Source organism: Bordetella genomosp. 5 (assembly GCF_002261475.1).
Taxonomy (GTDB): domain Bacteria; phylum Pseudomonadota; class Gammaproteobacteria; order Burkholderiales; family Burkholderiaceae_B; genus Bordetella.
In genome coordinates, this window is record NZ_NEVN01000008.1 from 383,958 (window position 1) to 402,356 (window position 18,399).

Sequence of the window (18,399 nt, forward strand, 5' to 3'; positions counted from 1 at the left end):
CATGAGCGATCAAGCCCGGCCCGCCGCCGCCCCGGCCGCCCCCTATCCGCCGCTGAACGGCGCGACCCGGATCATCGGGTCGATCGCCCTGTCGACGGCCGTGTTCATGAACGTGCTGGACACCTCGATCGCCAACGTGTCGATCCCGACCATCTCGGGCGACCTGGGCGTGAGTTCGAGCCAGGGCACGTGGGTGATCACCTCGTTCGCCGTCGCCAACGCGATCACGGTGCCGCTGACGGGCTGGCTCACGCAACGCTTCGGTCAGGTCAGGCTGTTCCTGATCTCGACCCTGCTCTTCGTGCTCGCCTCGTGGCTGTGCGGCTTCGCGCCCACGCTCGAGGCGCTGATTGCGTTCCGCGTGTTGCAGGGCGCCGTCGCGGGCCCGATGATCCCGCTGTCGCAGGCGCTGATGCTGTCGAGCTTTCCGAAGGAGAAGGCCGGCATGGCGCTGGCGGTGTGGTCCATGACCACGCTCGTGGCGCCCGTGGCCGGGCCGCTGCTGGGCGGTTGGATTTCCGACAACTACACCTGGCCCTGGATCTTCTACATCAACGTGCCCGTGGGCCTGTTGGCGGCGTGGATCAGCTGGCGCATCTATCGTGACCGCGAGTCGGTCACGCGCAAGCTCCCGATCGACAAGGTGGGGCTGGTGCTGCTGGTCGTGTGGGTCGGCGCGCTGCAGATCATGCTCGACAAGGGCAAGGAGCTGGACTGGTTCGCCAGCCCGGTCATCATCCTGCTGGCCGCGATCGCCTTCGTGGCCTTCGTGTTCTTCCTGATCTGGGAGCTCACCGACGCGCATCCGGTGGTGGACCTGCGGCTCTTCAAGGAGCGCAACTTCACGGTGGGCGCGCTGACGCTCGCGGTGGCTTACGGCGTGTTCTTCGGCAATGTCGTGCTGCTGCCGCTCTGGCTGCAAAGCACGATGGGCTACACCGCAACCTATGCGGGCCTGGTGACCGCGCCGGTGGGGCTTCTGGCCATCCTGCTCACGCCCATCGTCGGCAAGATGCTGGCCACGCGCGACCCGCGCCAGCTGGTGACCGTGGCGTTCATGATCTTCGCGCTGGTGTGCTTCATGCGCTCGGGTTTCAACACCCAGACGGACGTGCGCACGCTGATGATCCCGACCATCATCCAGGGCGCCGCCATGGCCGCGTTCTTCGTGCCGCTGACCTCGATCACGCTGTCGGGCCTGGAGCCGGGCCGCATCCCGGCGGCATCGGGCCTGTCGAACTTCGCGCGCCTGACCGCGGGCGCGTTCGGCACCTCGATCTCGACCACCCTCTGGGAAAACCGGACCACCCTGCACCATGCGCAACTGACCGAGGTGGCCCGGCCCGGGCAGCAGGCGTTCGACCAGATCTCGGGCGCGCTGCAGAACAGCGCCGGGCTGTCGCACGAGCAGTCGCTCACCGTCATCGACGGCCTAATCAATACCCAGGCCGCGACCATGTCGGCCACCGACGTGTTCTATGCCTCGGCGCTGATCTTCGTTCTGCTGATCGGCACGGTCTGGTTCGCACGGCCGCGCATCAACAAGGGCAAGGGCAAGGACGACGGCGCCGCCGAGGCCGCCGCCGGGGCGCACTGAGCGCTCAGCCGCCCATCGCCTGGATGAGCCTGAGCGTGGTGCGCAGCTGCTCATAGCGGTTGTCCAGCACGTCGGATTCGGCTTGCCGCGTCGATTGCTGCGCATCGAGCCAATCCTTCAGGCCATCCTGGCCCGCAAGATAGCGCGCGCCGCTGATGGACTCGACCTTGCGCGCCCGGTCCAGCACGGCCTGGCGCAGCGCGCCCTCGTCGCGCTGCTGCAGCGCCACGGCCAGCCCGCGTTCCACCTCGATCAGCGCGTTGTACAGGGTGCGGCCGAACTGCAGCCCCACTTCCTCATACTGAAGCTGCGCCTGCGTCACGGTGAACTGCGCTTTGCGAAACTGCAGGAATGGCAGCGCCAGGGTGAAGCCCAGCGAACCCAGCGGATTGCTCAGGATGTCGCCCAGGTCGCGCGATGCACCGCCCGACCGGCCGGCGCCCAGCAGAATGGTGGGATAGAACTGCAGCCGTGTGACTTCGGCGCGCGAATATGACGCACGCAGGCGAGCTTCCGCGGCCTGCACGTCGGGCCGCCGCGCCAGCACCGCGGCCGGTTGATCCAGCGCCACGTCCGGCGGTGGCTCCGTCGGCAAGGCCAGCGGCTCGAGCGGATTGACCCAGCCGGCCTCCTCGCCCAGCAGCGCGGCAAGACCCAGGCGCGTCGTGTGCAGCTGCGACGCCAGCTGCCGCGCCACGATCCGCTGCGTCGCCAGGTCTTGCGCCGCCCGTTCGGTATCGGCGGTGCCGGCGAAACCGGACTGCCTGCGCGCCAGGATCAGGGTTATCAGCCGGCTTGCCCGCTCGATGTTGCGCGCCTGGATCTCCACCTTCTGCTTGAGCAGGGCGATGGTCCAGTAGGTTTCGGCGACGCTGGCCACCAGCGTCAGCGCGGCGGCGCGCCGGTCGTACTGCGAGGCCTGCAGCGCCCAGTCGGCGCCATCGATCGCCGCGCCGTACTTGCCCCAGAGGTCCAGCTCGTAGCCGACGTCGAAGCGGCTCGAGTAGTCCCGCTGGCTCGGGTTGCCGTGCGCGAGATCCTTGGTGACCCCGCCGGTCGCGCTCGGCGTGAACTCCGGCGTCAGGATCGTGCCCATCAATCTGGCGTCGTTGCGTGCCTGCCGCACGCGCAGCATGGCGATGTGCAGGTCGAGATTGCGCGCCAGCGCCAGATCGACAAGCCCGTCGAGCCGCTGATCGCCAAAGACACGCCACCATTGCGCCGATGCGCTCCCCTCGGCCGGTGCATTGCCCAGCGCCGCGGCGGCGTCCCAGCGGTCGGGCACCGTCTGACGCGAAAGATAGGTTTCGACCGGCACCGCCGGGGCCGCGCATCCGCTCAGCCACAGCGCGCACAACAACGGCACATAGGAATAAAAGCGTCGCCTCATGATGCCGTCCCGTCATTCGTTGGCCAGCGCATCCACTGGCCTCAAGCGTGAGGCCCGCCGTGCGGGCGCATAACCAAAGACCAATCCGATGACCGACGAACAGAGCAGCCCCGCCGCCACCGAGGGCCAGGAGAAGACCACGGGCACCTCGGGCAGGAACACGGGCAGCAGCACCCTGAACGCCACGGAGACGGCCACGCCGGCCACACCGCCGAGCGCGCACAAGACGAGCGCCTCGGTGAGAAACTGCGTCAGCACGTCGGCGGCGCGGGCGCCGAGCGCCATGCGCACGCCGATCTCGTGGGTGCGCTCATAGACCGACACCAGCATCATGTTCATGACGCCGATACCGCCCACCACCAGCGATACCGCCGCGATGGCGAGAATCATCAGCGAGAACGTGCGCGCCGCCTTGGCCACGGCGATCTGGATCTGCTCGAGCGAGCGCGTGTAGAAGTCCTGCGCGCCACGGCTCGTGCGCAACACGTCGAAGATGCCGGCCTGCGCCAGCCGGTTGGGCACGCCCGGCGGCACCCGCACCGCGATCATCATGTGCTGCGCCTTGTCGAGCCGCAGGCCCACGCTGGTGTGGGGCACGTATGCCTGCAACACCGCCCGGCTGTCCGCCACGCCGTCGGAGCTGCGCTCCACGCCCACGATCGTCAGCGCCATCGGGCCGACCATGATCTGCCGTCCGAGCACCGATATGCCCGGAGGAAACAGGCGCTCGCGCAGGTTCTGGTCGATCACCACCACCGGTGCGGCGGCGGCCACGGCGGCCCGCCCGAAGAAGGCGCCCTCCAGCATCCTGCGCGCGTAAACCTCCGGAAAATCTTCGCTCACGCCCAGCACCGCGACCTGCAGCGACGCGCGTCCCGCGCGCACGGTGGCGGACGCGCTGGTCACCGGCGTCGCGGCGTCGATCCGGGTCTGTTCGACCAGCAGCGCGGCATCGCGCGAAGACAAGGGACGACGACCGCGCGAGTCGAGATCGCCCAGCCCGCTGCCCGCGGCGACCTCGATGGTGTTGGAACCCAGCGACGAGATATTGCGCAGCACCTTGTCGCGGCTGCCCTGCCCGACCGCCACCACACTGGCCACGGCGCCGACCCCGATCGCGATGCCCAGCATCGTCAAGGCGCTGCGCAGCGGGACCCGGATCAGGATGCGCGCGGCTTCGCGCAGCGCCAGGCGCAGAATGCCCGCGCGGCGCCTCAGCGGGCTGTCGGGCCTGACGCCGCCCGCGTGAGCCGCGCCCGGCGGCGTCGCGCCGGCGGCGGCGTCGGTGCGGATGTCGCTGACCATCCGGCCATCCTCGATCTCGATGACGCGGGCCGCGCGCGCCGCGACGCCGACGTCGTGCGTCACGATCACCACCGTGTGTCCGGCCGCGTGCAGCGCGCACAGAATGTCCATGATCTGCGCGCCGCTGCGCGCATCGAGCGCGCCGGTGGGTTCATCGGCAAAAATCACCGAGCCCCCGTTGGCCAGCGCCCGCGCGATCCCCACCCGCTGCTGTTGCCCGCCCGACAATTGCGCCGGCCGATAGTGCAGGCGGTCGTGCAGGCCGACCTGGACGAGCCGGTCGCGCGCCATGCGCTCGGCTTCGGCCCGCCCTGCCCCGGCATACGAAAGCGGCACGCACACGTTCTCGAGGGCGGTCAGGTGGGGGATGAGGTGATAGCGCTGAAACACGAAACCGAACAGTCGGCTCCGAATCGCGGCGAGCGCGTCGGGCGCCATGCCGCCGACGTCATGGCCGTGAATGCGATAGCTGCCGCGGGACGGGAAGTCGAGGCCCCCCAGGATGTGCAGCAGCGTCGACTTTCCCGATCCGGACGCGCCACGGATGGCGACCATTTCACCCGCCCGGATACGGAGGCTGAAGCGATCCAGAACGATGGAGCGGCCGGCGGCGGTATCGTGCCAGCGCGACACGGCGTCCATCTCGATCAGCGCGGGCGCCGAGCCGCGAGCGACGGACCGCGTCATGGTGCCTGCCCCGCGCCCTCGGCCTCGTCGAGCTCGTCGGGCAGCCGGCCCAGCACCACGCGCTCGCCCTCGTCGAGCCCGGCACGGACTTCGACCCATCCCCCGCTCACCGGGCCGAGCTGCACGGTACGGGGCGTGGTGTGCCCGTCGCGCCCCACGACTCGCACCGTCGCGCCGTCGTCGCCGACATGACGCCGGATGGCCGCCACCGGCACGGTCAGCACTTGCTGGCGCACGCCCTTGACGATGCGGACATCGGCCGTCATGAACGGCAGCAGGACGTGGTCAGCATTGTCGACGTCGAACGTGCCGTAGTAGTAGACCGGCAGATCGCCCCGGGGCGCGCCATCGCCCGACTGGCGCAATGCGCGCAGCGACTCGGCCGGCAGCTCGACGCTCTGCAGCGTGCCGCGATACGTGCGCGCGTCCACGCCCACGACCGAGAACGAGGTTTCGACGCCGGGCTGCAGGCCCACCACATCGGCCTCGGACACCCGGGCCCGGACTCGCATGCGATCGATGTTGCCCACCACCAGCAGGGCCGGCGAGGCCTGCGCCGACACCAGGGTCTGCCCAAACTGGGCAAAGATCGCCAGGACCTCGCCGTCGATCGGAGAGGAAATCTGCGTGTAGGTCAGATTGACCTCCGCGCTGCGCACGTCGAGCCGGGCCTGCACGATCTGCGACGCGACGACGGCGAGCTCCGACTTGGCCACCTCGTACTCGAGTTCGGCCTGCTCGACATCGAGACGCGTGTTCGCATCCTCGCGGGCGAGCGCGCGCTGGCGCGCCAGGATGGACTGCCGATGGGCCAGCGTCGCCCGCCTGGCCGTCAGTTGCGCCTCCATGCTGGCGAGCGAGGCGCGGGCCTTTTCGAGCGCCGCTTCCTGCAACTCGGGATCGATCACGACCAGCAGATCGCCGCGGCGCACGCGATCGCCCTGCTGCACGGCGATGCGTTTGATCTGCCCGTTGACCTGGGCACCTATCGTGACGATATCGACCGGCTCGAGCGTCGCCACCGCCTCCACCGCGACCTCGAGATCGGCGCGCGTCACCAGCGCGGACCGAATCTGCGCGGACGTGACGTCGGGCGCCTCGCGCAGGCCGAGCCAGCCCGCGCCCACCAGGCAGACGCCGAGCAGTGGCAGGCGGGCCGCACGCCAGATCCGGCGCCCCCTTGCATTGGCGGCGTTGCCGGCATCCGTCATGGCGTCCGCTCCCTCAGACCCGCTGCGCCCAGCTCGAACACCCGATCGAAGCGATGCAGGTGCGCGTGCTCGTGGGTGGCCACGATCACCGTGCCCGCGCTGGCGAGAATGGCATCGAAGGTCAGCGCCGCGGCCTCGTCGTCCAGGTTGGACGTGGGCTCATCGAGCAGCACGAGATCGCGCAGGCTGCACAGAGCCCGCGCCACCATGACACGCTGGATCTGGCCCGAGGACAGATGAGGATTGGCGGCTGAAAGCTCGGTGTTCCAACCGTGGGGCATCGCTTCGATGGCGGAAGTCAGGCCGAGGCTTGCCAGCAGCGCGCGGGCATCCTGCCTGCGCTTGTCGGCGAACCCCCACGATCCCGACAGCAGGACGTTGTCGAGAACCGTATCCTGGAACAGGACTTCGCGCGCCTGGTGGCAGTAGGCCAGCCCCCGCAGCGCCCGCCGCCCCACGGCGGCATCGTCCACCACGACCTCGCCGTCCGTGGCGGGATAGAGGCCTCCCAGCACCTTCAGCCAGGTGCTTTTGCCACTGCCCGATGCGCCGATCAGCGCAATCTTCTCGCCGTAGCGCAGCTGCAGCCGATCGAGCTCGAAGACGCGGGTGCAGCCCACATAATGAAAGCGCAGTCCGGTCAGCACCATGCGCTCGCGCATCCTGACGATCGGCGCGCCTTCGGCGGGATCCTCCGCGCCCTCCAGCAGATCATGGCTGCGCTGCACCAGGATGTTCTGCTCGCGCCGCCGCATGGCGGTCCAGTACAGACCGGTGACGCTGTCCAACGCGATCTGCTTGAAGAACACGTATGACACCAGCCCACCCACCGACAGCAGGTCCGACCGCACCAGCCCGGCACCCAGCATGAGCACCACAATGGCCTCGGCGTAGCCCAGCGTGCGCGACGCGGCCGACTCGTGCACCGAGAGCTGGCCCAGGGCCAGCGCGGTGTCGGCTAGCGAGGCCTGGCTTTTGCTGAACTGCAGCTCGCGGTGCGGGCCGAGGCCGGCGCTCTTGACCGTACCGATGCCGCTCAGCGTTTCGAGCACCAGGTCGTTGTGCCGGCCGCTCATCTCCTCGACGCGCAACAGCAGCGGCGCGCGGCGCTCGGAGAAGTACCGGCTGATACCCCAGTACCCGATCACGACCACCAGCGTCACGAGCGTCAGCCGTACGCTGATCCAGGCCATGATGCCGCCGATGACCAGCGCCATCAGACCCGAGCGCAACAGCTCGAGCGTGGTGATCCCGCGTTCGCCCATCAGCCTGCCGTGCGAAAACAGGCGTTGAAAGACGTCGGTGAGGAGCCGCCGCTCGAAGTAATCGACGCGCTTGCGCAGCAGCCTGGCAAAGAGCTCCGACATCCGCGTCCGGCTGATGCCCTGGGCATCGACGTTGCGCCGTGTGTCGGCATAGACGGTGATCAGCACGCTGATCAGCGCCACCACGAACGCGGCGGCGAACGGCATCCAGTCGTTGAACGCGTGGATCATCGACGCGTCGTCCAGCGTGGCTGCATACATGACCGGCACGACAAACCCGAGCACGCCTGCCGCCAGGCCCGCCAGCAGCAGCGGCCAGAATCGCGGCAGGCGCGTATGCCGCCAGACATCGGGGCGCGCCGGCACATCGACGCGTGCGCCCGGGACCGTCAACGGCCGCGAGCGATCCAGCACCAGCGCATAGCCCGTGATGTGCTCGCGCAGGTGCTCGACCCTGACCACCGTGCTGCCCGTGGCCGGATTGAAGACACGCAGCGCGCCGCCCGACCGGCGGGTGCACAGCACGAAATGATTGCCACCGTAGTGCAGAATGGCCGGCAACGGCAGCTCGGCGAGTTGGGCCGGGTCGAACCGCACGGCAAGGGCAGGCGCGCCGGACCTCTCCAGAATGCCTTGAAGGTCGAGCAATGACGCCCCCGCCGTGGAAACCGGAAACCTGCCCCGCAGGTCCGCCAGGGAGGCGTCGCCTCCCAAGGCGTCGATCATCATGGCGACGCAGGCCAGGCCGCATTCGGCGACCTCTCCCTGAAACACCATGGCGGGCTTGCGCGGGGAAGTGTCGATGTCGCTCATCGTCTAGCGATCCGCGGAGTTGAAGGAGAACAGCGAAGGCGTGTGCCAGAAGAGCCACTCGTGCGGGCGCGCGAGGATGGCGCGCTCGATGATGTCGGGCATGCGCTCGCCCACGCGATCGGCCGGCACGCAGGCCGCGACGTCGGCGTGAAAACGGCCGCCACGGCGGGTCAGGCAGACAAAAAGCACGCGCGCGCCGGTCAGCCGGGCGAGCTCGGGCAGACCGCGGTGCACCCGGGCCGGATGACCGAACATCCGGCAGTCGTAGGTGCGCATGGCCCGCTCGAAAAGGCGCTGGGTCGCCTCCGGCGGCGCGTCAGGAAACGCCACCAGCGTGCCCGCGCCGTTGCGCACCGCGCGCAGGAAGGCCAGCAGCTCACCGGCGCCGTGATCGAGCGGGTTCAACAGGCGGATCTCGATGCCACCGTGCCGCTTCAGCAGGGCCTCGTCGGATGCCGTCACGGTGCTCGCATCGTGGGCGGTGATGACCGCCACCGGCCCGGCGCATGCGCGGGCACACATCAGGGTCGCCAGCAAATCCGAATGCATGTGCAGCGGCGCCAGGATCACCGGCTGGCCCGCCGCACCCTCGCGACGCAATGCCTCGGCGAGCTGGCGCGCGCAGTCCTCGAGCTCCTGGATGAGCGTGCGATTGCGGAAGTACAGCGCCGCCTCGAGGACGATCTTGTGACGCCAGAGCCGCGCATGGCCCGCCCCGGCCCGCGCGCGGCCCGCCGCCTGGTAGAGATTGAGGCCCGCGAACGCCGCGCGCCGGCGCGCATCGCGGCGATGCTGCGGCACCACGTCGATGGCCCTCGCGCCCGCGAGCAACAGCCGATACGGCAGGTGGCGCAGCAAAGGCGCCATCACGGTGTCGCGCGCGCATCGGGCGCAGGCGTGCAACCCGGACCGGACGGCACTCGCCAGCCGATCGCTCGCGCCCGCGAGGACGAGCTCTAAATCGCGGCGCCGCAGCCAGGCAAGCGCGTGTGTGGCATGCCAGCGCAACGCCGGCAGCGAGGGGGAGGACGGACGCATGATGTGAGAGAAGGACGGCGCGTACGGATAGCGAAAGAGACTGACGGCGACGGGTTCGGATCCGGGCAGGATCGGCGTCAGCCGGGCCAGCGCCGCGCGATCAGCACGGCGTTGTTGCCGCCGAAGGCGAACGAATTGCTCATGACGTGGCGCAGGTTTGCGGGCCGGCCGACGTTGGGCACGAAGTCCCAGCCGGCGGTGGCGGGATCGGGCGCCACCCAGTTGAGCGTGGGCGGCACACACTGCATCCGCAGCGCGTAGAGGCAGGCGAGCATTTCGATCGCCCCGCTCGCGCCGAGCAGATGGCCATGGGCCGCCTTGGTGCTGCTGATCGGGATCCGCTGCGCGCTTTCGCCGAACACCGCGGCGATCGACGCGCACTCGACCGCGTCGCCGAACGGGGTGCCCGTGCCGTGGGCATTGATGTAGCTCACGTCCGACGGTGCGATATCCGCACAGGCGAGCGCATGCGTCATGGCGCGAATCTGGCCGGCGCCGTCGGGTCGCGTGATGTGGGAAGCGTCGTTGCTCGCGCCATAGCCGACGAGCTCGGCAAGCACCTCGGCACCGCGCGCCATGGCGTGCTCGTAGGATTCGAGCACGAACGCGGCAGCGCCCTCGCCCAGCGCGAAGCCCTGGCGGTCGCGATCGAAGGGCCGGCAACCCGACGGGATGCCTTCGCGAGGGTCGTCGCACAGGACCCGCATCGCGAGCCAGCCTTTCAGCACGCCCGGCAGCAGCGCGCACTCGCTGCCGCCCGCGATGGCCACATCGCGCAGACCCAGAGCGATACGCAGGAAGGCCTCGCCGATCGCAACCGATGCGGACGAGCACGCCGTGGAATAGGTCAGGCACTCGCCCCGCACGCCGTGGCGAATGGAGACTTGCGCGGCCGGTGCATGCACCATGGCCGCGGGCACCGTCATCGCGGCGCCCGATCCGCCCGATCCGCCAGGTGCAGCGCCATAGAAGCGGCCGTAGCTGGCCTCGATGGTTTCGAAGCCGCCGCCACCCGTGCCCCAGTAGACGCCGGCGTTGGCATCGGGCGCGAGGGTCACGCCGGACTCGTGCATCGCCTGCTCGCTCGCCACCAGGGCGAATTGCGTGCCGCGGTCCAGGCTCAGCAGCTCGAGCCGCGAGAAATGCGCACTGGCGTCGAACGTGGCGGCTCCGACCGCGCGGAGCAGCTCCGTGTCGGGCTGGCACACGATGCCGGCCTGACCCGACTGCAGGGATCGATGGAATTCTGGGGGGCTGTTTCCGAGCGCGCTCACCACGCCGGCGCCGGTGATCACCACGCGCCGCCGTGCAGTGCCCGGATGACGAGGCGACTCAGCCATGGGCCTGCATCCGCTCGAGGACGACGGCAGCGAGTTCGGAGACATTGACCGGCAGCACATCGCCGGGCTGCATGGTGGGAAACTCGATTTTGTATTCGGCCTCGAGCAGGAACTGCACCTCGAGCAGCGCGAGCGAATCGAACTTGCTGTCGATCTCGGTGAACGCGGTGTCGGCCAGCAGCGCCGCGGCGGAGATGCCGAACTCGGCCTCGAGCAAGGCCGCGATGCGATGCCTGATGGCATCTGAAGTGGGAATGTCGGACATGGCGATGAACACAGCCTCGGCGGGCCTGGCCGCGATACGGCGCCCCCACCGCACTCGCCATGAGGGCACCGGCGTTTGCGGGGTCAGCCCTTGCGCTGCTTGGCGCCGCCCTTGACCGTCTGGCCCGTCTGGCTGTTGTAGCAACCCTTGTCGTTGGGGACATCGGTCCAGTAGACGTCGCCATCGGTGTCCCAGCATTTGTAGATGTAGGCGCTCTTGGGCGTCGGGCCGAAGTTGACGGAGGCGCCGCCGACGATCTGGCGAGCCTGGCCGCGGGAGAGAGTGGTGAATTGCATGGCTTTCCTTTGATGTGACATGACAGGGGATGGCGCCGCGCCACGGCGCCTGCGGCATGATCGAGAACCGATGGGTGACCGCGTAACGCCGCATCCGAAGGCATGACGAATCGAACGTATCGAACATGCGCGATGCCCGATCGAACTTTGCGTAATTTCGTCCGAGTGAACTATCGAAGAAGCGCTAAAGTGACTCGATGAGTAACAGCTTCGTATCGTCGCCCCGCGAAATGGCGCGCCGGCTCGACCCGGGCGCGACATGCCCGGAGCGCCTTGCACGCCCCGGCGTTTGCATGCCGTTCGGACAAAAAAAAGCCAGCCTTGCGGCTGGCCTGTTACTCGACTGAAGCGGCTTAACCGGCGACGATGCGCGCGATGGCCTCGCCCACGTCCTTCGTGCTCGCTTTTCCTTGCATGTCGGGCGTGCGCGGACCGTCGGCCAGCACCTGCTCGATGGCCGCGACGATCGCCTTGGACGCGTCTTCGTAGCCCAGGAAGTCCAGCATCAGCGCGCCGCTCCAGATCTGGCCGATGGGGTTGGCCACGCCCTTGCCGTAGATATCGGGCGCGGAACCGTGCACCGGCTCGAACAGCGACGGGAACTTGCGTTCGGGGTTGAGGTTGGCCGACGGCGCGATGCCGATGGTGCCGGTGCACGCGGGGCCGAGATCGGACAGGATGTCGCCGAACAGGTTGGACGCCACGACCACGTCGAACCAGTCCGGGTGCTGCACGAAGTGCGCGCACAGGATGTCGATGTGGTACTTGTCCCAGCGCACGTCCGGATACTTCTCGCCCATCTCGGCCACGCGCTCGTCCCACCACGGCATCGAGATCGAAATGCCATTGGACTTGGTCGCGGCAGTGAGGTGCTTGCCCCGCTTGCGCGCCAGCTCGAACGCGAACTTCAGCACGCGCTCGGCGCCGATCCGCGTGAACACGCTTTCCTGGATCACGACTTCGCGTTCGGTGTTGGCAAAGAGCCGGCCACCGCTATTCGAGTATTCGCCCTCGGTGTTCTCGCGCACGATGAAGAAGTCGATGTCGCCCGGCTTGCGGTTGGCGAGCGGCGAAGGCACGCCCGGCATCAGGCGCACGGGCCGCAGATTAATGTACTGATCGAACTCGCGGCGGAATTTGAAGAGCGACTCCCAGAGCGCAACGTGGTCGGGCACGGCGTCCGGCCAGCCGATGGCGCCGAAGAAGATCGCCTCGTGCCCGCCGATTTGCTTGGCCCAGTCGTCCGGCATCATCTTGCCGTGCTTGGCGTAGTAGTCGCAGCTCCAGTCGAAATGATCGAACTCGAAACCGATGTCATAGCGGCGTGCCGCGGCCTCGAGCACGCGCAGGCCCTCGGGCACGACTTCCTTGCCGATTCCGTCTCCAGGAATCACGGCGATCTTGTGTTTCTTTGCTGCCACCCGAACTCTCCGTTTTGTGATGGGGGATAAAACCTGATCCCGCATCATAGGCATAAATGCGCCCGCTGCAAAAGGCGGCCGGCGCCGCCGCGTTTACGTGGGTGCCGCTGGCACCGCGGGGTACCGCTGGCGCTGCGGGGTGCCGCTCGTGCCGTCCGCCGGACGCCGTCAGGCGCCGCTCCACGCCTCGGCGTTGAGGCGGTCGCTGTAGGTCGGGCGGCGCTGCGAGCGCTCGCGGTGCTCCAGCGCCGGCGTGATGACCTGCACCAGCCGCTCGAAGGCCGGCTGGATTTCCTCGTCGGGCACGCAGGCGTAGCCGAGCAGCAGGCCCGGGCGCGCCTCACGCTCGGTGGCGTAATAGCGCGACAGCGGCCGCGCATTGAGACCGAGCGTGCGCGCGGCGATCGAGATGCCCAGATCATCGGTGCCGTCGGGCAGGTGCATCACCAGATGCAGACCGGCCTCCTGCGTGGAGATGGGCCAGTCGGCGCCGAAGTGCGTGACGATGGCTTCACGCAGCAGCGCCTGCCGCGCGGCGTAGCGCTGCTTCATGCGGCGGATATGGCTCGCATAGTGGCCGCCTTCGATAAAGTCGGCCAACACCGCCTGATCCATCAGCCGGCCTTCGCGATAGAGCTCGGAGAGCCCCGTGGCGAAATGCGGCGCCAGGCGGCGCGGCAGCACCATATAGCCCAGGCGGATACCAGGAAACAGCGTCTTGGAAAACGTGCCGAGGTACAGCACGCGATCGTGCTGGTCCAGGCCCTGTAGCGATGCGATGGGACGGCCGTCGAAGCGGAACTCGCTGTCGTAATCGTCTTCGACGATCCAGGCGCCGCGCTTGTGCGCGTACTCGAGCAGCATCCGGCGCCGCGCCAGGCTCATCACCATTCCCAGCGGATACTGGTGCGACGGCGTGACGAAGATGAAGCGCGGCGGCTCGCGCAGCTGTTCGGGGCTGGGCGCCATGCCTTCGTCGTCCACCGAGACCGGGATGGGCGTGATGCCGCAGGCCGCCAGGGTCGAGCGGGCGCCCCAGTAGCCGGGGTTTTCCATCCACGCGGTGTTGCCGTTGTCGCCCAACAGGCGCGACAGCAGGCTGATCGACTGATGGATGCCGGTGGTGAGCACCACCTGATCCGCCTCGCACTTCACCGAGCGAGACAGCCGCAGATGCTCTGCCAGCGCCTGGCGCAACGGCATGTAGCCCGCGCCATGCGCATACGTCAGCAGCTCGGGCGTCTGCTGGCGCCAGCGCCGGCTCTGCAGGCGGGTCCAGACGGCCCGCGGGAATAGCGACACATCCGGCACGCCGGACACGAAGGCGCCCCACTGGCGATCGGACGCCGACGCCTCCCGGACCAGCTTGGTGCCGCGGCGTGACAGTGTGAATGGCTGAGGCTGAGCGGGCGCGCCATCGGCGCTCGCATCAGACAGTGGCTCTTGCGTGGCTGGAACGGTATCCGAAACGAAGGTACCACTTCCGAACGCGGATACGAGATAACCCTCGGCCAGCAGCTGATCGTATGCATGCAGCACCGTATTACGGGATAACCCTGTGTCCGTGGCGAGGGCCCGGGTAGCGGGGAGTTTGGTGCCGGCCGGCAGGTCGCCCGCCAGAATCAGCTCTCGCAGAATGTCGTAGATCTGGCGCGACAGCGGGGAAGCGCCACCCCGTTCGAGGCGCTGCAGCAGACACTCGGCCAGAATCAACTCTTTCAAAGTGGCACCACCAACGAAAAACGATTTGGACCTATCGAGAGTACCAAATATTAAGTACGCTGCAAGCGAAATGAATAAGTAGTCCAAAGATTGCAAAGGGGAAAAACTTGCAACCGGACACGCTCCACATGCTGATCGCCGCGAGCCGCACAGACGGCCGCGACAGTCCGGGCCGACCCGCCCATTCCTGCACGCCGCATCGTACGCGGCATGCGTCGCCCTGCCCGCTCGCCACGCGACGAGCGCGGCGCGCGCATGCCGGCTTCGCCGCGGCCGTCACGCGACGCTTGCCGCGATCGCCGCAGGAACCGACGCACTGAATGCACCACCACGATGCCGAAGCGCCCCGCGCCCGGCCGGCCGCTGCACCGACATGCAGCACCACGCAGTCGCTTCACTTAGCCGTCAAACCGAGAAAAAGTTGGCATACCCGTTGCTTTCGCACAGGGGCAGCTTGCACATCCTTTCTCAATCAAGCCGGGAGGCCCGCAGTGAAACTCAAGCAATTCCTGAAACTCTCCGCCGGTGCGCTGGCCCTGGCCGCCGCGCTGCCCGCTGGCAACGCGCTCGCCCAGACCAAGGGCGGCACCCTCAGCATGATCGTGCAGCCCGAGCCGCCGATCCTGATTCCCGCCCTCAACCAGCAAGGCCCCACGCAGTTCGTGGCGGGCAAGATCTACGAAAGCCTGCTGACCTATTCGTTCGACCTGAAGCCGCAGCCGGGCCTGGCCAAATCGTGGGACGCCGCGCCGGACGGCCTGAGCTACACCTTCCATCTGCAGGAAAACGTGAAGTGGCACGACGGTAAGCCGTTCAGCGCCGACGACGTGGTGTTTTCGCTGGGCGAGCTGCTGCCCAAGACCCATGCGCGTGCCCGCGTGATCCTGACCAAGTTCATCGACAAGGTCGAGAAGGTCGACGACAAGACGGTCACCATCAAACTCAAGACGCCGTTCCCGGCCTTCATGCTGATGTTCGAACCGGGCTTCGCGCCGATGATGCCCAAGCACATCTACGAAGGCACCGAGTACGCGACCAACCCGGCCAACCAGAAGCCGGTCGGCACCGGTCCGTTCATGTTCAAGGAATGGAAGCGCGGCGAATACATCAAGCTGGCCCGCAACCCGAACTACTGGAAGGAAGGCAAGCCCTACCTCGACGAACTCGTGTTCAACGTGATCCCGGACTCGGCGTCGCGCGCGGTGGCCTATGAGCGCGGCAGCGTCGATGTGCTGCGCGGCGGCGACGTCGACAACGTCGACGTGAAGCGTCTGCGCGCTCTGCCGAACACGGAATACACCACTAAGGGCTGGGAGATGTTCTCGCCCCAGGCGTATCTGATCCTCAACATGCGCAAGCCGCCCTTCGACAATCTGAAGGTGCGCCAGGCCGTGATGCATGCGCTCAACCGCAAGCTGATCGTCGACAACATCTTCTTCGGCCTGGGCAAGGTCTCGACCAGCCCGTTCGTCACGACGGAAATGTTCTACGACAAGAACATGCCCGCGTACGACTTCAACATGAAGAAGGCGCGCGAGCTGATCAAGGAATCGGGCATCAAGCCCGAGGATTACACGATCCGCCAGCTCGGCTTCCCCTACGGTTCCACCTGGGACCGCCTGGGCGAGTACACCAAGCAGGCGCTCGAGCAGCTCGGCTTCAAGGTCAATCTCGAGTCCACCGACGCCGGCGGCTGGGCCAGCCGCACCGGCAACTGGGACTTCGACGTGACGACGAACTTCACCTACCAGTACGGCGACCCCGCGCTGGGCGTGCAGCGCCTGTACATCTCGTCGAACATCGTCAAGGGCTCGCCTTTCGCGAACGTGCAGGGCTACAGCAACCCCGAGACCGACAAGTGGTGGACCGACGCCGCCTCCGAGATCGACCCGGCCAAGCGCCAGGAGCTCTACACCAAGCTGCAGCAGCAGATCGTGAAGGACGTGGGCAATGGCTTCCTGGTGGACATGGAGTTCCCCACGATCCACCGTGCCAAGGTCAAGAACCTCGTGAAGACCGCCATCGGCCTGAACGAAAGCTTCGACGACGTCTACATCGAGAAGTAAGCACACCCGGGCGGCGGCGACGCCGCCCCGTTCTGCCCGACCCGCCGCGCGGCGCGCCACGACGCTCCGCGCGGTGCGGCCTGTAGCACTAGACCTGTCGCCCGTGCCGGCGCGGCCTGGAGAAGCACCATGAAATTTCTTTCGTTTTTCGCCTCGCGCCTGGGTAAAGCCCTGGTGGTCGTGCTGGGCGTGGTCATCATCAACTTCTTTCTCATCCGGCTCGCGCCGGGCGACCCCGCGGCCGTGCTTGCCGGCCAGGCGGGCGCCGGCGATCCGGCCTACGTCGAACAGTTGCGCGTGCAATTCGGGCTGGACAAGCCGGTGCTGACGCAGCTCGCGATCTACCTGAAGGGCGTGGTCCAGCTCGACCTCGGATTCTCGTATCGCAATCACGTGCCGGTGCTCGACCTGATCCTCGAACGCCTGCCCGCCACCTTTCTGCTGATGAGCTGCGCGTTCCTGTTTTCGATCATCCTGGGTGTATTCCTGGGCGTGGTCGCGGCCCGCGCCCGTTACGCCAACAAGCGCCGCTGGATCGACTCCAGCGTGATGACCGGCGCGCTGCTGCTCTATGCCACGCCGCTGTTCTGGCTCTCGCTCATGGGCATCCTGCTGTTCTCGGTCATGCTGGGATGGCTGCCCGCCTTCGGGATGGAAACCGTCGGGTCCAACCTCACCGGCCTGGCGCGTGCCTGGGACATCGCCCAGCACTTGATCCTGCCCACCGTCACGCTCGGCTGCTTCTTCATGGCGGTGTATGTGCGCCTGACGCGGGCATCGATGCTGGAGGTGATCGGCATGGACTTCGTGAAGACGGCGCGCGCCAAGGGCGTGAGCCCCAACCGCGTGATCCGCGCCCACGTCCTGCGTAACGCCCTGCTGCCGGTCATCACCTTTGCCGGCATCCAGCTCGGCCAGATGGCGGGCGGCGCGGTGCTCACCGAGACCGTGTTCGCCTGGCCCGGTATCGGCCGCCTGATGTTCGACGCCCTGCTGCAGCGTGACTATCAACTGCTGCTCGGCATCTTCCTGGTCACGTCCATCATGGTCGTGGTCTTCAATCTCATCACCGATGTGATCTACCGCCTGATCGACCCGCGCATCGCGGCCGGCGGCCAGCAAGGAGCCGCGGCATGAAAGGTTTCATGAAACGCTATATGCGCAATTACGGCGCGGTGGCCGGGCTGATCATCGTGCTCGCCGTGGTGGCCATCGCGCTGGCCGCCCCGCTGATCTACGAAGATTCGCCCTGGATGATGGTGGCCTCGCCGCTGATCCCGCCCTTCACCGATGCGGCCTACCCCTTCGGCACCGACATGCTCGGCCGCGACATCACCGCGGGCCTGGTGTGGGGCGCGCGCGTGTCCCTGATGGTGGGCCTGCTTTCGACCGGCGTGGCGCTGCTGTTCGGCATTCTGGTGGGCGCCATGGCGGGCTACTGCGGCGGCCGCATCGACGATCTGCTGATGCGCTTCACGGAGTTCTTCCAGACGATCCCGCAGCTCGCGATGGCCGTCGTGCTGGTCGCGGTGCTGGGCCCCTCGGTCTACTCGATCATGGGCGCCATCGCGGTGGTGTCCTGGCCGCCGGCCGCGCGGCTGGTGCGTTCGGAGTTCATGACGCTCAAGCAGCGGGAGTTCGTCCAGGCCGCCATCGTGATCGGCCAGACGCCGGGCCGCATCGTGTGCTCGCAGATCCTGCCCAATGCGATGTCGCCCATCATCGTGTCCGCCTCGTTCATGGTGGCGACCGCCATCCTGACGGAATCCTCGCTCTCCTTCCTGGGTCTCGGTGACCGCAACATGATGAGCTGGGGTTTCATGATCGGCGCCGCGCGCACCATGATCCGCGAAGCCTGGTGGATGAGCGTGTGGCCCGGGGTGGCGATCCTGCTGACCGTGCTGGCGATCAACCTGATCGGCGAAGGCCTGAATGACGCCCTCAATCCCCAATTGCGCAAGCGCGGCGAATAAGGAGCCTGCC

The 18,399-nt window shown here is 67.6% G+C and carries 14 protein-coding genes; 4 read left to right on the forward strand and 10 right to left on the reverse strand.

What is annotated here, in order from left to right:
• The first annotated feature begins 1 nt into the window (after position 1).
• Complete coding sequence (locus tag CEK29_RS16260) at positions 2–1,597, forward strand: DHA2 family efflux MFS transporter permease subunit (protein ID WP_094802125.1); 1,596 nt, start codon at positions 2–4, stop codon at positions 1,595–1,597.
• 4 nt (positions 1,598–1,601) lie between these two features.
• On the opposite strand, the gene CEK29_RS16265 is transcribed toward CEK29_RS16260, so the two are convergent.
• From CEK29_RS16265 to pdxR, 10 genes are all read right to left on the reverse strand, one after another.
• Entirely contained in the window at positions 1,602–2,987 is a 1,386-nt protein-coding gene (locus tag CEK29_RS16265) for an efflux transporter outer membrane subunit (RefSeq protein WP_094858697.1), read from the reverse strand.
• 12 nt (positions 2,988–2,999) lie between these two features.
• Positions 3,000–4,979, reverse strand: coding sequence for an ABC transporter permease (locus CEK29_RS16270; RefSeq protein ID WP_176456920.1), 1,980 nt, complete (start codon positions 4,977–4,979; stop codon positions 3,000–3,002).
• Entirely contained in the window at positions 4,976–6,190 is a 1,215-nt protein-coding gene (locus tag CEK29_RS16275; RefSeq protein WP_094858699.1) for an efflux RND transporter periplasmic adaptor subunit, read from the reverse strand. The genes CEK29_RS16270 and CEK29_RS16275 overlap by 4 nt, the downstream gene beginning before the upstream one ends.
• A complete protein-coding gene (locus tag CEK29_RS16280) occupies positions 6,187–8,268 on the reverse strand; it encodes a peptidase domain-containing ABC transporter (RefSeq protein ID WP_094858700.1) in 2,082 nt (693 codons plus the stop codon). Before CEK29_RS16280 ends, CEK29_RS16275 begins: the two co-directional genes overlap by 4 nt.
• Before the next feature lie 3 nt (positions 8,269–8,271).
• On the reverse strand, positions 8,272–9,135 hold the full coding sequence (locus CEK29_RS16285) for a hypothetical protein (protein WP_141218356.1): 864 nt from the start codon (positions 9,133–9,135) through the stop codon (positions 8,272–8,274).
• Positions 9,136–9,383: 248 nt separating this feature from the next.
• On the reverse strand, positions 9,384–10,646 hold the full coding sequence (locus CEK29_RS16290) for a beta-ketoacyl-[acyl-carrier-protein] synthase family protein (RefSeq protein WP_176456921.1): 1,263 nt from the start codon (positions 10,644–10,646) through the stop codon (positions 9,384–9,386).
• Complete coding sequence (locus CEK29_RS23940) at positions 10,639–10,911, reverse strand: acyl carrier protein (RefSeq protein WP_176456922.1); 273 nt, start codon at positions 10,909–10,911, stop codon at positions 10,639–10,641. The genes CEK29_RS16290 and CEK29_RS23940 overlap by 8 nt, the downstream gene beginning before the upstream one ends.
• An 83-nt stretch (positions 10,912–10,994) precedes the next feature.
• Positions 10,995–11,207 (reverse strand): hypothetical protein, encoded by a 213-nt coding sequence (locus CEK29_RS16295; RefSeq protein WP_094858703.1) that lies wholly within the window; start codon positions 11,205–11,207, stop codon positions 10,995–10,997.
• Between the two features lie 353 nt (positions 11,208–11,560).
• Complete coding sequence (locus CEK29_RS16300; RefSeq protein WP_094858728.1) at positions 11,561–12,673, reverse strand: tartrate dehydrogenase; 1,113 nt, start codon at positions 12,671–12,673, stop codon at positions 11,561–11,563.
• A gap of 123 nt (positions 12,674–12,796) precedes the next feature.
• Positions 12,797–14,350, reverse strand: coding sequence for a MocR-like pyridoxine biosynthesis transcription factor PdxR (gene pdxR, locus CEK29_RS16305; RefSeq protein ID WP_094802142.1), 1,554 nt, complete (start codon positions 14,348–14,350; stop codon positions 12,797–12,799).
• A 491-nt stretch (positions 14,351–14,841) separates the two neighbouring features.
• On the opposite strand from pdxR, the gene CEK29_RS16310 reads away from it, so the two are divergent.
• From CEK29_RS16310 to CEK29_RS16320, 3 genes are all read left to right on the forward strand, one after another.
• Positions 14,842–16,416 (forward strand): ABC transporter substrate-binding protein, encoded by a 1,575-nt coding sequence (locus CEK29_RS16310; RefSeq protein ID WP_094802144.1) that lies wholly within the window; start codon positions 14,842–14,844, stop codon positions 16,414–16,416.
• Positions 16,417–16,545: 129 nt separating this feature from the next.
• A complete protein-coding gene (locus CEK29_RS16315) occupies positions 16,546–17,553 on the forward strand; it encodes an ABC transporter permease (protein WP_094802146.1) in 1,008 nt (335 codons plus the stop codon).
• On the forward strand, positions 17,550–18,389 hold the full coding sequence (locus CEK29_RS16320) for an ABC transporter permease (RefSeq protein WP_094858704.1): 840 nt from the start codon (positions 17,550–17,552) through the stop codon (positions 18,387–18,389). Before CEK29_RS16315 ends, CEK29_RS16320 begins: the two co-directional genes overlap by 4 nt.
• Positions 18,390–18,399 lie beyond the last annotated feature (10 nt).

Bases quoted from the DNA above. Each gene is read 5' to 3' on its own strand.
- CEK29_RS16280 (WP_094858700.1), bottom strand. From the start codon at position 8,268: ATGAGCGACATCGACACTTCCCCGCGCAAGCCCGCCATGGTGTTTCAG.
- CEK29_RS16320 (WP_094858704.1), top strand. From the start codon at position 17,550: ATGAAAGGTTTCATGAAACGCTATATGCGCAATTACGGCGCGGTGGCC.
- CEK29_RS16270 (WP_176456920.1), bottom strand. From the start codon at position 4,979: ATGACGCGGTCCGTCGCTCGCGGCTCGGCGCCCGCGCTGATCGAGATG.
- CEK29_RS16315 (WP_094802146.1), top strand. From the start codon at position 16,546: ATGAAATTTCTTTCGTTTTTCGCCTCGCGCCTGGGTAAAGCCCTGGTG.
- CEK29_RS16285 (WP_141218356.1), bottom strand. From the start codon at position 9,135: ATGGCGCCTTTGCTGCGCCACCTGCCGTATCGGCTGTTGCTCGCGGGC.
- CEK29_RS16260 (WP_094802125.1), top strand. From the start codon at position 2: ATGAGCGATCAAGCCCGGCCCGCCGCCGCCCCGGCCGCCCCCTATCCG.
- CEK29_RS23940 (WP_176456922.1), bottom strand. From the start codon at position 10,911: ATGTCCGACATTCCCACTTCAGATGCCATCAGGCATCGCATCGCGGCC.
- CEK29_RS16290 (WP_176456921.1), bottom strand. From the start codon at position 10,646: ATGGCTGAGTCGCCTCGTCATCCGGGCACTGCACGGCGGCGCGTGGTG.
- CEK29_RS16275 (WP_094858699.1), bottom strand. From the start codon at position 6,190: ATGACGGATGCCGGCAACGCCGCCAATGCAAGGGGGCGCCGGATCTGG.
- CEK29_RS16300 (WP_094858728.1), bottom strand. From the start codon at position 12,673: ATGCGGGATCAGGTTTTATCCCCCATCACAAAACGGAGAGTTCGGGTG.
- CEK29_RS16265 (WP_094858697.1), bottom strand. From the start codon at position 2,987: ATGAGGCGACGCTTTTATTCCTATGTGCCGTTGTTGTGCGCGCTGTGG.
- CEK29_RS16295 (WP_094858703.1), bottom strand. From the start codon at position 11,207: ATGCAATTCACCACTCTCTCCCGCGGCCAGGCTCGCCAGATCGTCGGC.